The sequence below is a fragment of the Clostridium sp. OS1-26 genome (assembly GCF_030915445.1).
Taxonomy (GTDB): Bacteria; Bacillota; Clostridia; order Clostridiales; family Clostridiaceae; genus Clostridium_AM.
This window is the reverse complement of the sequence record NZ_CP133264.1, coordinates 1,736,847-1,751,619: the sequence shown is the minus strand read 5'-3', so window position 1 is coordinate 1,751,619 and position 14,773 is coordinate 1,736,847. Positions and strand designations below refer to the sequence as shown.

Genomic DNA, 14,773 nt, shown 5'->3' with positions numbered 1-14,773 from the left:
TCCTATAGTTCTTATCTTAATTTTCTTTGAAATTCTTCTGTCAATACTACTGCTGATTCTTCGTCATTTAGATCCTTGTTTCCTATCCCATCTGTCGTATATTCATCTTCACCTATAGGTGACATTGATGCCTGCTTTAATGTATTTTCTTCTTTGTCTTTACCAGTTGCTGTTTGATCAACATAATGGCTATTCATTTTAGCATTTTCACTGTTTAAGTCGCTATTTCCTATTCCATCTGTTGTATATTCACCTTTTTCCATATCTTCTTCCTCTCCTTTAACGATTTCAAAGTATATTTCATGGGCAAACATATCTACTCTTGCTACTTTTATTTTCACTTCATCACCAAGCTTATATATTTTCTTAGTTCTTTCTCCAATTAAGCTTAAGTGTCTCTCATCATATATATAGTAGTCGTCATCTAAAGTGCTAAGATGCACAAGACCTTCTATGGTATTTGGAAGTTCAATAAACATTCCAAAGTTAGTTACCGAAGATACTATACCTTCGTATTCCTCACCTATTCTTTCACTCATATATTCAGCCTTCTTCAGATCATCTACTTCTCTTTCCGCATCTTGAGCTGTTCTTTCTGTTTCTGAAGATTGCTTTGACGCATACTCTACTTCTGCAAGTAATCTCTTAGATCTCTTTTCATCTATTTGGCCGTTTATAAATTCCTTTATTATTCTATGAATTATAAGGTCAGGATATCTTCTTATAGGTGATGTAAAATGACAATAATATTTAGCCGCAAGACCAAAGTGACCTACACAATCTGGTGAATATCTTGCTTGCTTCATAGAACGAAGCAATAAAGTACTTACTACTGTTTCTTCCTTTTTACCTTTTACTTTTTCTATTATACTCTGTAGCATTTTAGGACGTACTTCTTCACCAAATCTAACAGCATATCCTAAATTGTGTATAAACTCACTAAAATGAGCAAGCTTTTCTTCATCTGGATCCTCGTGAATTCTGTATACAAAAGGCATATTAACCCAAAACATATGCTCTGCTATAGTTTCATTACATACAAGCATAAATTCTTCAATTATTCTATTTGCTATAGCTCTTTCATATGGCTTAATATCTACTGGCTTGCCCATTTCATCTAAAATTATTTTACATTCTTCAAAATCAAAATCTATAGCTCCACGGCCTAGCCTCTTTTTATTTAAAACACCACATAGTTCTTCCATAAGCTTAAAAGTATCTACTAAATAATCATATCTTTGCATAAGCTCAGGATCTTGCTCTGTAAGTATGTTTGTTACATTTGTATATGTCATTCTTTCACAAGTTTTTATTACGCTTTCTACAATCTCATGGTCAACAACCTTACCAGTTTTGTCTATTTCCATAAAACAACTTAAAGTGAGTCTATCAACTCTAGGATTAAGACTGCATATACCATTTGATAGTTTTCTAGGGAGCATAGGTATTACTCTATCTATTAAATAAACTGAAGTTCCTCTATTTAAAGCCTCTTTATCTAAAGGATTCTTTTCCTTTACATAGTTAGATACGTCAGCTATATGAACTCCAAGGGAGTAATTACCATTAGGCAATTTTTCAATTGATATTGCATCATCTAGATCTTTTGCATCCTCACCATCTATAGTTACAATCGTTAAGTCCCTTAAATCTTTTCTTTTTTGTATTCTTCTTCTGATATTTCATCTGGTATTCCATCTGCATATGCCTCTACCTTTGGAGGGAATTCCTCTGGCAAACCATATTTTTTAATTATGGTTAATATATCAATTCCTTTATCACCTTTTTTACCTAGTATCTCCTTAACTTTTCCTTCTGGATTTCTCCTCTTATCTGGCCATGTAGTTATTTCTACAATTACTACATCTCCAGTTTTTGCTCCATTTTTACATTCCTTAGGTATAAATATATCTTGGTATATTCTTTTTTCCTCAGGGACAACAAATCCAAAGTTTTTGCTATCTTCAAAAATTCCTATTGCAGTCTTATGTGCCCGTTCAAGAATTCTTATTATTTCCCCTTCGCATTTTTTCCCTTTATTCTCTTCTCTGGTTATCTTTACAACAACTTTATCTCCATGCATAGCACCATTCATATATGATGATGGTACAAATACATCTGGTCTTTCTTCTTCCGCTATTACAAAACCAAAGCCTTTTTGATGACCTTGAAGACGTCCAACTACTAATCCCATTCTATCTGGCACTCCATAGTTCTCAGTACGAGTTTTTACTATTTGCCCGTCCTTTTCCATATCACTTAATATTTTTTCAAAATCTTTTCTTTCTGATTTCTTTATGTCAAAGACCCTTTCTAACTCAATTATATCCATAGGCTTATACGCTTGTTCTCTCATAAAGCTCAAAAGCACTTCTCTTATATTCATCTTTCTCACCCCGTACATTTTAGATTTTAATAAAGGTAGGTCTATATTACCTAGAATTAATTATTATTATCTTTATAATAATCAAAGAAAAATATTCAACAATATATACATTAATATTAAATTTTAGAAATACTACTGAATTTTTATTCTTATATTATAGTAAATTTATCCAACAGTCAATTGATTTAGGGAAAAATAAATAGAGCGGTCTTAAAATTCCGCTCTACATATGTAAATCTAAAATACTACTTTATTATATTTTGTAATACACATAATATTGCAAATATTATTGAACATACAACTGTAATTCTTGATAGTCTTGCTTCAGATGTTCTCGATTTGTTTCTGGAGTAGAATGACTCTGTAGTTCCGCCACTTACTAATCCACTTAAGCCATTAGTCTTACTTGGCTGCATTAACACGACTGTTATTAGTATTACTGCTACTATAGCCTGTATAACAGTTAAAGCAATATGCATGTTTCTCCACCTCCTGGTATTATAACACATCTTACATTTTAACATATGCTCCTAGTTATTACAACAAAAACGCTCAAAACAAATTTGCTTTGAACGTTTTTTGTATTTTAAATTATTTAGCTATTATTTGCGATAATTGACTTTCAATATTCTTATTTACTACTCCTTCACCACCAAATATAGCTATTCCTGTTGTTTTTCTGTCTATTATATATTGTTTTTGTGCTTCTGTTAATGCTCTATCTACAAGAATCACTGGTGAATTATGTTTAGCTGCATAGATACTTCCTGCTACAGCATCTGGGAAACTGTTCCCTGTTGCTATACATACATTGTTTCCAGCTAGATTGAAATATTTAGCTATTTCAATTGATGTTTCATATCTGTTTTGCCCACCTATTCTTGTTATAATATCAGCATTTTTCCCAAGTAACTGTGGAATTTGACTTTCTACTGCGCTTCCAACTGCTCCTTGTAATCCTACTATGAATACTTTTCCTGGTTTTATAATTTTTAATTGTTCTATTATTAAATCAGAAATTGAATCTTTACTTACTAACAATATTGGATATCCATTTACTGCTGCTATGCTGCTTATTGATAGTGCATCTGGATAATTTTCTCCTGAAGCTATGATTACTGGTGTATTTTCAGCTACACTAAGCTCTTTAGCTATTTTGGCTGAGGTTTCATATCTGTCTGCTCCGCCAAGTCTCTTAACGCTGCTGTAGCCGCTAGCTGTTACTTTATCTTCGAATGCCTTAGTTACTACACCATACCCTCCAAGTATATAAATCTTACCTGTACTATCCACATTTTCTTTAATATAATTAATAACTTTTGCTTGGTCTGCCTCTGTATCACCTACAAGTATTATTGGTGCATTCAATTTATATGCAAGCGGGCTTCCTGATAATGCATCTGGGAAATTTGATGATGCTGCTAAAACTACATTTGAAACTTTTCCAGTAAAGTTTGCTTTTGCAATAGCTATAGCTGTATCAATTCTATCTTGTCCCCAAAATCTATTTAGCCCATTTATTTGAGTGCTTGCATTTTGTGGATTCATTTTAAAGTCCCATTTAACTAGTTCTTCATCTACTGATAAAGTTTGACTCATATATTTATAGTATCCATCTTTTGTTGCTGCTATATAGTAGTCTGATTTAGGGAATACCATCCAGCCATAAGCTCCTAATGCATTGCTTCCTTGTGGATTTTGGTTCTTATTTAGTTTAAGTTCATCTATAGCAGGAAGACTAACTAATGTATCCGGTGTCTTTCCATTTGCTATATTTCTAGCTGTGTTTGCATAATATAACTTAACCTCTGCACCAGCAACTGGACGCCCTGTCACTGAGTCTGTAATTAATCCATATGGATCTATTAGGTTGCTTGCTACACCTACAGTTCCATTTGATGAAACAGTAATCTTAACTTTACCAATAATAATCTTTTGTCCATTTCCTAGATCAAAATAAACCTTGTAATTGTTGTCACTTCCATTTTGCAGACCCTTAAATGTAAGGGTTCCATCTCCCGTTACTGGTACTGATGTTCCATTACTGCCTACGACAGAAACTTTAGGCATATTTCCAAGAGGTAATGTTGAACCATCCGCTTGTTTAACAAGTATGCTTTCTGCTTCCTTCATAGAGACAGTTTTTGTACCATCACCTTCAGTTTTTACAGTTGCTTTTATTTGTGCTGCTTCTGTTTTTCCATCTTGTACTGTACCATTTACAGGACTGCCTTCTGTGCTTGATCCTGCCGAACCGCCGCCTGAACCGCCATGGCTGCCTCCGCTTCCTCCGCTAGTCTGTTCATCATAGGCAATTGCATAAACTGAGAATTTCTGTACAGAAAGAATAAGCGTATCACCATTTATTATTCTAAACTTCTCTCCTGCTCCATTAGGAGTCTCTGTAATTTTATTAACAGCTCCCTCGTGATGACGGTATACTACATAGCCTGTTTTGCCCTGTATTTCACTCGGTAAAGTAATATAAACATCTACAAGGTTGTTCAATTGTTTAAGCTGTGTGGTATTTGTAGAGCCACTAAGCGGCGTAACATCCTTATAAGCTGAAATATCTACTAAGTAACCAGAGTGTTTTCTGTCACCATACATAGCAGAATTCACATTGGATATTTGATTTGCTTGATTAACTGTGTCAACAGGTTTTGCTTCAAGTCGTACAAGGACTTCTCCGCCATTTCTAACAGTATCAAGGTCATTTAAGGTTACACCTAAATTATCATCACTGTTACTGTTCACATTGTTAAACACTTCGTCAAGCTTGCCTACTGCATTTACCGGAACTCCATTTGTAGGAAGAAACTTACTGCTTTTACGACCTACTGGAAGTTTTATAGCACCTAATTGAGTATTTCCAGTAACCTGAATTATTTGAGTAACAATAATAGGTTTACCGTTAACATCAGTGGTTTCAATTACTAAATTGTATATACCAGCAGGTACATCATATAGTGTGAAGTTACCGTCTGCATCTGTATCAACAGGTCCTGAAACGTTCTTTCCACCAAACTCAATATGTACCTTAGCTCCTGAGACAGGGTTTGCAGGAGTGACATCATCATTAACTATACCACTAACAATGTAGCTGTTAATATTCCATTTTGCATAAAGAGTTGTGTCTGCTGTTACTGTGTCATTTCCAAAATTCCATGGATTTGTGCAAGTATTTTCCTTGTACCATCCTCCAAAAATCTTTCCTTCTTTTGTCGGATCTGCTGGTTTTACTACTTTTCCGCCATCACTTATGCTTTGGCTCGTAGTAACAGCATTACCACCTTGTGGATCAAATGTTATTGTGTATGCTGCTCCAAGTGTTGCAGTTGCTACATTTGATGTTCCATCATAAGCACCTCCTGTAACTATCAGTCTAAAACTATATTGCTTTCCATTAGTTAATCCAGTAACAGTAGTGCTTGTCGAACCCTGTGTTACAGGTAAGTTTGTTCGTGATGTGGTATAGTTCACCCCATCTGTAGATTGTTGAACAATTACACTCTTAGCTCCTTCAGGTGCTGTAAAGGTTAAGTTTGCCGTAGTATCTCCAGGTGTAGCTGCTAAGTCTATTATTGGAGCTGAAAGATATGCTACGTTAGAAACTCCTTCACTAGTTCCACCTCCAACTAATAGTCTAAAGAAATACCTTTGATGGTCATCTAAACCTGTTACAGTTGCAGTTGTAGAGGTCGCTGTAATAGCACTAGTTGTAGTTGCGTTAACAAAGTTAATCCCATCCGTAGATTGTTGTAACAATATACTCTCAGCTCCTTCTGGTGCTGAGAAGTTCAAAATACCCTCACCAGGATTTCCTCTCTTAGCTGTCAAATTTAAAATCGGCCAGGAATATGTCACTCCTTTAATTTTAACATTAGTAATTGTAAAATAAGATAATATTGGACATCCATGTGCTTTGTAAGCTGCAATTAATCCTAATCCATTTCCATATGCATTAGGTAACGCAAAATCTGTTACAATTTGCTTTCCATTATCCGATACATTGAGTTTTTCAGGTAATGTCTTTATTATTAAAGAATGGGGATTTTTTGTATCAGGAGCAAATTTTGATTTTTGTGTTACCCCAGAAACATTTTCAATATTTACATTTCCATCATGCAACAAATTAACATCTGCATTATTTAACTCATATAATGTAAACTTACTATCCTCTGTATAAAGTAACGCATATCCTGAGATTTTGCCATTTGTAATTTGTGCATTAAACAAAACCCCTGCACCTTGCATACTATGGAAATTAAGTGTTGATATATCCATATCAAAAGTAAATGTCTTCTCATTTGTGTCGTCACTTGACAAATATATAAAATCATTATATGCTGGTTGTCCATAACCATAAAAAGTTATTCTGCCTCCACCATTTGCTACAATAATATGTTTGTTATATGCACTTCCTAAAGGATTATTATCTCCATTGGGATAGTTCATTTCACCCCAGTTACCAGTATGGTCATACACATGCCACGGAATAGGTTCTTCTGTAAATTGTTTTGCAACCTTGTCACTTTCAGCGCCTCCTCTAGTAACTGTTACATATATTTCATCATTATTTGCTATTGTCTGTGCAGTCTGTAGTTGAGGTATAATTATCTCTGTAACTCCATCACTACCGGCAGTTGCTTGTCCCATAGTGATAGCAGCGCCTGTTGTCTGATCATATACTGTTACTACATCTCCTGGTTGAATACCTTTTACTATCACTTTGTCATCTAATCCTGCTACATAGTTCTTTACTGTTATATTATTAGGATCAGGTGGTGCTGGTGCAACTCCATCAGCCTTAACATTAATTGTCCCAACTGATAGCCCGCTAAGCAGCATACAAGATGTTAGCAGAATTGCACATACTTTTTTGTTACAATGTTTTTCATTAGTCTATACTCCCTTCCTTAATTAAATAAATTTTTAGTCGCTTGTGAATTCTACAAGCATTGATTCGCCTAACTTTTTAACCGTTAGACTTTTATTTTTTCTTCCACTACGAAATAATAAATATTAATAAATCATAGAAGAGAAGAACAAACATGTTTTGTCTTAATAAAAGATGTTTCAGAATTTGTCAATTATGACAAGTCAACATATTGGTCGTATTTACATTTTTCAAAAAATTTTATAAGTTTCTTATTAAATAATTAATATCTCTAATTTTATCACCCATCTCTTACAAAACTCTTACAAAAAACTCATAAAAAGGCAAAAACAGCTGTATGTAATAAATAAAAATTCATTACATACAGCTATTTTTGTATAAATTCACATTTTTTAGTTTTTTGTATATTTATTATCCACACAGCAATTCCCTAAGATACCAATTAAAAATTTTTATTTATGTTTATTTTTGCAAATTTTCAAGAATAATCTTTTTGTTTCTAAGGGAACTTCCATGTCATACTCCATCCTTAGAATTGCTTCAATGTTTTGATAATGCTTTATAATTAAATAAATATCCTCCAGCTTATCATATGCTAAAAGGATCATAGCATTTATTTTATCATCATATGGTTTTTTTTCTGCTAAAATATTTAAATACTTTAAGGCAATTTTATATCTTTCAGTTTTCATTAGATACTTAGAGAAATTTATTAATAAATCTAAATATTTTTCTCTTAGCCTTTCTTCATTTAGTACTGACCATACATAGCAATTTTCAGCAAGATAATCTCCAGTGTATATATTTATAATTTTATCTACGACATCTATTTTACTTTCATCAACTATTTTACATTCATCCACAAGTTTTTCAAATTCAAATACATCACAATCTACATTTTCCATATTCATTTGATAACTGTTATTTGAATACTCTATTTTAAAGTTTCCACCTAAATTCCTTAATGACTTTCTAAGTCTGCTTATAGTTGTTTGCAAATAAATAAGGTTATTTTTATAGTCAGATCCAAACCATAAATTTTCAATGATTTTATCTTTATGTACACTTTTCCCTAAATTTTCAAATAAATAAGCGAATAAAGTTTTTTCTTTTTCCGTTTTCCATTTTAATTTATTCTCTTCATAATAAACTTCCAAAGTATTAAAACATAATATTTTCCACCTTCCTTTTATTTCAGTGCTTTCTTCTATGATCTTTCTATCTATAATTCTCTTTAGTGCTTTATTAAATCTTTCTTTTCTAATTGGTTTTAGTACATAATCTACTGCATTCATTTCAAAAGCTTCCACAGCATATTGACTATATGCTGTTATAAAAATAATTTTAATTACAGGGTTTATTCCAAGAAGCTTTTCTGAAAGTTCTAGCCCATTTATTCCTGGCATGTCAATATCAAGAAAAGCTATATCTGGCTTTAACAACTTTGAAGCTTCTAGTGCTTTGTAGGGATTTAAAAATGAGCCTACGATTTTCAAGTCATGTTTATCTTTTATTAGCTCTTCTATTTCTAAAAGATTAAATTCTTCATCATCCACAATCATAATTTTAATCATAATATCTCCCCCACTAAACTCTTTCTATCGGAATTTTCATAAAAGCTTTAGTTCCTATTCCAATGGCACTTTCTATTTCAAGCCCATATCCATAATAATTTATAAGTCGCCTATTTATATTTGCAAGGCCTACTCCAGCTTTTTTATCCTTGCCATTTATTATCTGAGAAATTCTATCTTGAGGAATCCCAATTCCGTCATCCTCAATTTTTATATATACATAACTCTGATCTCGCTGTATAGAAAGTTTAACTGTTCCCCCCTCTGTTTTTTCTAAAATACCATGTCTTACTGCATTCTCAACCAATGGTTGTATGATAAGCTGTGGTATCTTTATATTTGTATCCTCTCCAGCATAAATTTCTATCTTAAGCCTATCTTTAAATCTTGCTTTTTCTATAGAAAGATAAGCATTTACTGTTGCAAGTTCTTTAGATATCAAGACAAAGTCATCCTTTCTGTCAAAATTAAAGCTTCCTCTTAAATAATCGCTTAAATCTAATATAAGCTCTTTTGCTTTAAGTGGTTCTCTAGTTGTAAGAGATGCGATAGCACTAAGAGCGTTGTAAAGAAAATGAGGTTTTATTTGTGCCTGTAAAAAGGCTGTTTCTGAAGCAATGACGGACCCTACAGATTTTCTTAATTGAAGCAATGTATTTACTCGTGCCTTCATTTCTTCAAGATTATATGGCTTTACCAAAAAATCATTAGCTCCAGCTTCAAATCCTAAAAGTAAATCATTTGGCTCTGATTTTGCAGTTAACATCAATACTGGCAAATCTAATGCTGAATACTTTTGTCTTATCTTTTTACACACCTCTATACCTGAAATCCTCGGCATCATAAGGTCAAGAATGCACAAGTCATATTTTAGTCCACCTTCAAGTTCTTTTAATGCTTCTTGTCCACTGGTTACAGCTGTTACATTAAACTTTTCCATGAGCAATACATTTAAAAGCACTTTGAGATTTGCTTTCTCATCGTCTACTGCAAGTATTGAAAATTCTCCTCCTATATTATGCTTAAAAATTGTTTGTTCCTCTATTATAAGCTTGTCCAAGATAATAGGTTCTTTATAAAGATTATCCTCTTTTAAATCAACATTTTTTTTCTTACTTTCTTTTAATGTAAAGATAAACTCAGAACCTACTCCTTCTTCAGATACAACCCAAATTTTTCCTCCATGTATTTCTACAAGCTGTCTTGTTATGGATAAGCCAAGTCCTGTACCTCTATATTCACTTGTGTCTTTTGGGTTAACCTGTTCAAAAGACTTAAAAATATCTTCATGCATCTCTTTAGGCATTCCTATACCTGTATCTCTTACAGATATATGTATATTCCCCTTAACTTTTGACGCTGACACAGTTATTGTACCTTCTTTTGTAAACTTAACCGCATTTTCAATAAGGTTGTACATAATTTGCTTTAATCTATTTTCATCTGCCCAAACTAAAAAACTCCCAGATTCAATATTACTTTCAAATCTTAATTTTTTATTTTTTATAGTATAACCTAATATTTTAAACACCAAAGAAACCACTGCTTCTAAATCAACACTGCTTTTATACAGTATTATATTGCCATTCTTCATTTTTGAATAATCTAAAATATCATTTACCAAATTTGAGAGTCTTCTTCCCATATGTGCTATGATTGTAAGATTCTCTTGCTGCTCTGTATTTATTTTTCCAGCTCCTCCATTTACTAAAGATTGAGATATATTTATAATTCCATTTAAAGGAGTCCTTAGTTCGTGAGATACAGTAGCCATGAACTCATCTTTCATCTTATCAATAATTGTTAGTTTTTCTGAAAGTTCTTCTACTTTTTCATAAGTTATTGTAAATCTTTGAGACATCAAAAGACCTTGTGAAAGAATAAAAAGAGGAATTGTTACTGGTGGTATAAAACTAATGTCTAATTTCCAAAAGGTTGCTAGTAACACTACAAGTTGCATTTCTATAAAACATATTGTACTTGTTATTGCATAAACATACTCCTTTTCTGCTCTCAATACTCCTCTTATCATAACAAAAATATTATAGATTATTCCAATTGCAGTAACTAAACCAAATATAGGATATAAGCTAGAAAAAAAATATAGTGGTGTAGTTAATACTAAAATCATGTCAAAAGTAATACACATTTGAAAAAACTTTAATACTTTCTTAGAATATAGTTCCTCATAAAGATTATATATATATAGATAAGTAAAATATGTACTCAAGCTACCTGATAAAGTAATTAACTTATGATACATTTCATAGGGAAGATTAGGTATAATAGCAAAAATTAGCTTTTCACCATTAAATAATAAATAAAGAGCTGAAAAAATACAATATAATGCAAAGGATAAAAATTCTGATTGTTTCTTTCTTTGTATGTAAAATCCTATAAAATAAATTCCCATAAATAAATATCCTGTACAAATCAAAACATCCATAGCAATGCTATATTCTCTAAAAGCAGTAATTCCTCTATAATTTCCAAAATATATAGAATGAAAAATACCTCCATTAGAATACCTAAAATTTGACACTTGAATAATAATTTCAACAGTATTCCCACTTATTTCTGTAAGGTCTGTCTGTGGAAGAATTTTAGGAATTGTTTCTTCATAACTTTTCCCTGGAATTCCACTATGTCCTACCTCTTTTCCATTTATGAATATCCTGTTTGATTCCCTTATTCTTGTGGTTTTAATGCCATATAAAGCTTTATCTATTTCTTTTATTTTAACTCTAACTCTATAAGTAGCGTAACCTTGACTAGGAAGCAAACTTCCATTTACCTTGTATATATTCCAATTTGATGGAACTGGATAATATCCTGAAAGTTTAGGTTTTATTGGTGAGCTGCTATTTGCCTCGAAATCCTTAGGATATAGAAGTTGATTCCAGTAAAATTCCCAGTTGCCATCAAGCCTGACAACACCTTTTTTATTAAAGTCCCAATTAGATAGATCTATATAGCCCTTCGCATTTTGACTTGGCTTTTCTTCTATATATTTTTTTATAGGTAGGATATTTGAAATTAGTAACGTTACAGAAAAAATAATAATATAAATTACTTTTATAACTTTAGTTTTATTCTTAATAATTTTTATTCTCTCCTTTCTGTAAATTAGATTGTTTCTATTGATAATATAGAGAGGACTATATATATTATTAATAGTTATACATCTCTCTTATTTCTTTAATATAGACAAATTTAATAACATTATATACCATTTAAATATAAAAAAAAACAAAGAATGACTTAATTCCCTATATATTCAGGAAATTAAGTCATTCTTTTTAATTTTTAGCTACACTTATATCGATAATAGCTTATTTTTTTACATTATAGAAAGCATTTAAGCCTCTGTATTCCGCCATTTCCCCTAATTCTTCTTCTATTCTAAGAAGCTGATTATATTTTGCTACTCTTTCAGATCTTGCTGGTGCACCAGTTTTTATTTGACCTGAGTTTACTGCCACAACTAAATCTGCTATAGTTGTATCTTCTGTTTCGCCTGATCTATGGGAAACAACAGCTGTATATCCTGCTCTTTCTGCCATTTCTATAGCATTTAAGGTTTCTGTAAGAGTTCCAATTTGGTTTAGTTTTATTAATATTGAATTTGCAACACCTTTTTCTATGCCAGTTTTTAATCTACTTGTGTTGGTTACAAATAAGTCATCTCCTACAAGCTGAATTTTATTACCTAACTTTTCAGTAAGCATTCTCCAGCCTTCCCAATCTTCTTCTGCCATGCCATCCTCTATTGATATTATTGGATACTTATTAGCGAGGCTCACATAGTAGTCAGCCATTTCTTCTGAACTTAATACTTTTCCTTCGCCTTTTAAATTATATTTACCATTTTCATATATTTCAGATGAAGCAGGGTCTAGGGCTATAAATATTTCTTTGCCTGGTGTATATCCTGCTTTTTCTATGGCTTCAACTATAACCTGTATAGCTTCCTCATTGGATTTTAAGTTTGGAGCAAAGCCTCCTTCATCACCAACTCCAGTATCATATCCTTTTGATTTCAATAATGATTTTAATGTATGATAAACTTCTGCACTCATTCTCAAAGCTTCACTGAAGCTTGATGCTCCTGCAGGCATAATCATAAATTCTTGTAAATCTACATTGTTGTCAGCATGCTTTCCTCCATTTATTATATTCATCATTGGCACAGGAAGAACTTTCGCATTTACTCCTCCTATATATTGATAAAGACTTAATCCTAAATATTCAGCAGCTGCTTTAGCACAAGCAAGTGATACTCCAAGTATTGCATTAGCACCAAACTTTCCTTTGTTTTCTGTACCATCAAGTTTTATCATAGTTTTATCTATTAAAACCTGATCAAATACATTCATTCCGATAAGCTCTTCAGCTATGTAATTATTTACGTTGTCTACAGCTTTTAAAACGCCTTTTCCATTATATTTTGATTTATCATCATCTCTTAACTCTACTGCCTCAAACATACCTGTGGAAGCTCCTGATGGTACAGCGGCCCTTCCAACAGTTCCATCCTCCAGCACAACCTCTACTTCTACTGTTCGGGAAAGCCCTTGAATCAAGTATTTGTCTTGCAACTACATCTACAATTTCAATGTAATTTTTCATAAAAACACCTCCATATTTTAATACCATAGTTCAAAAATGAATTTTCTTTCAACATTTTAATTATACCTAAAAAAATGAAAATTATGAATTTATATTTCTAATTTTAGAATAAGGCAAATTCGAATAAATAACAAGTTAATATGATGTAAAATAAACCATCATACTTAATTGCTATTTATCTCCATATGTATAAGGTTATTTATAGTTATTTTTTGTCTTAAATTGTTGTAGTTCTAACAACAGTTTATTAATATTGCGAAAAACTTTTTAAATTTTATAGATATTTTTTTTATTTAAAATGATATATTTTTCTGTTCTTATTAATATAAATTTTATAAAGCAATATTAATTTTAATATTGCACAAAAATACATCAGCGCTTAAAAAGATGGTAACAGCATAAATTATATATTATGGAGGGGATGAAATGTATAAAATTACAAACAAGAAAATGTTAGCTCCTAATACTTTTTTAATGGATATTGAGGCTCCAAGAATTGCTAAATCTTGCTTACCAGGACAATTCGTTATAGTAAGAAGTGACGAAAAAAGCGAAAGAATCCCTTTGGCTATCTGTGATTATGATACTAATAGAGGAACTGTAACTGTTGTGTTCCAAACACTTGGTATCTCTACTCGTAAGATATCTACCTACGAAGTTGCCGAATCATTTTTAGATTTTGTAGGTCCACTAGGACACCCTTCTGATTTAGTAAATGAAGACTTAGAGATTTTAAGAAATAAAAGCATAGTATTTGTAGCTGATGGCATCGGTGCAGCGCATGTATATCCTCAAGTTAAATGGCTTCACGAGAACGGAATTGATGCTGATGTAATAGTTGGCTGTGAATCAAAAGAGCACTTGTTGCTTGAGAAAGAAATGATAACCATATCAGCTAATTCATATATAGCAACTAATGATGGAAGCTATGGTTATAAAGGTTCTGCTGAGGACCTATTAAGAGAGCTTATTGAAAAGGAAAGAAAAAGTTACGACCACATTATTGCTGTGACTCCAATGACTATGATGAAATCCATATGTGAATTTACGAAAGGTTTCGGTATTAAAACTATAGTAAGCTTAAAACAAATAATGATAGATGGAATAGGCTTATGCGGAGGTTGCAGAGTTACTGTAGGTGGAGAGACTAAATTTACTTGTATAGACGGGCCAGAATTCGATGGTCATTTAGTTGATTTTGAAGAAGCTATAAGAAGACAAGCTATGTATAAAAAAGAAGAAGCTCATAAGTGCCGTATGGGATTAGGCTTATAGTTAATTTTT

At 32.1% G+C, this 14,773-nt stretch carries 5 protein-coding genes and 2 pseudogenes; 1 reads left to right on the top strand and 6 read right to left on the bottom strand.

Going from position 1 to position 14,773, the window contains the following annotated elements; translation table 11 throughout:
- Nucleotides 1-245: 245 nt before the first annotated feature.
- The 6 genes and pseudogenes from rnr to eno all read right to left on the bottom strand — a co-directional run.
- Nucleotides 246-2,386, bottom strand: a pseudogene (rnr, locus tag RCG18_RS08725) (ribonuclease R); the annotation flags it as partial.
- 245 nt (nucleotides 2,387-2,631) lie between these two features.
- Complete coding sequence (gene secG / locus RCG18_RS08720) at nucleotides 2,632-2,865, bottom strand: preprotein translocase subunit SecG (RefSeq protein WP_308040917.1); 234 nt, start codon at nucleotides 2,863-2,865, stop codon at nucleotides 2,632-2,634.
- Nucleotides 2,866-2,977: 112 nt separating this feature from the next.
- Complete coding sequence (locus tag RCG18_RS08715; RefSeq protein WP_308040916.1) at nucleotides 2,978-7,237, bottom strand: cell wall-binding repeat-containing protein; 4,260 nt, start codon at nucleotides 7,235-7,237, stop codon at nucleotides 2,978-2,980.
- A 501-nt stretch (nucleotides 7,238-7,738) separates the two neighbouring features.
- Nucleotides 7,739-8,860, bottom strand: coding sequence for a response regulator (locus RCG18_RS08710; RefSeq protein WP_308040915.1), 1,122 nt, complete (start codon nucleotides 8,858-8,860; stop codon nucleotides 7,739-7,741).
- A gap of 13 nt (nucleotides 8,861-8,873) precedes the next feature.
- Nucleotides 8,874-11,642, bottom strand: coding sequence for an ATP-binding protein (locus RCG18_RS08705; RefSeq protein WP_308040914.1), 2,769 nt, complete (start codon nucleotides 11,640-11,642; stop codon nucleotides 8,874-8,876).
- Nucleotides 11,643-12,192: 550 nt separating this feature from the next.
- Nucleotides 12,193-13,489 (bottom strand): annotated as a pseudogene (gene eno, locus RCG18_RS08700) (phosphopyruvate hydratase).
- Between the two features lie 426 nt (nucleotides 13,490-13,915).
- Between eno and RCG18_RS08695 the strand changes: the two are divergent.
- The gene (locus RCG18_RS08695) at nucleotides 13,916-14,764 is read left to right on the top strand and encodes a sulfide/dihydroorotate dehydrogenase-like FAD/NAD-binding protein (RefSeq protein ID WP_308040913.1); all 849 of its coding nucleotides are present in this window, start codon (nucleotides 13,916-13,918) and stop codon (nucleotides 14,762-14,764) included.
- Nucleotides 14,765-14,773: the final 9 nt, after the last annotated feature.

Coding starts and splice junctions, on each gene's coding strand:
- secG (WP_308040917.1), bottom strand. CDS start 2,865: ATGCATATTGCTTTAACTGTTATACAGGCTATAGTAGCAGTAATACTA.
- RCG18_RS08715 (WP_308040916.1), bottom strand. CDS start 7,237: ATGCTGCTTAGCGGGCTATCAGTTGGGACAATTAATGTTAAGGCTGAT.
- RCG18_RS08710 (WP_308040915.1), bottom strand. CDS start 8,860: ATGATTAAAATTATGATTGTGGATGATGAAGAATTTAATCTTTTAGAA.
- RCG18_RS08695 (WP_308040913.1), top strand. CDS start 13,916: ATGTATAAAATTACAAACAAGAAAATGTTAGCTCCTAATACTTTTTTA.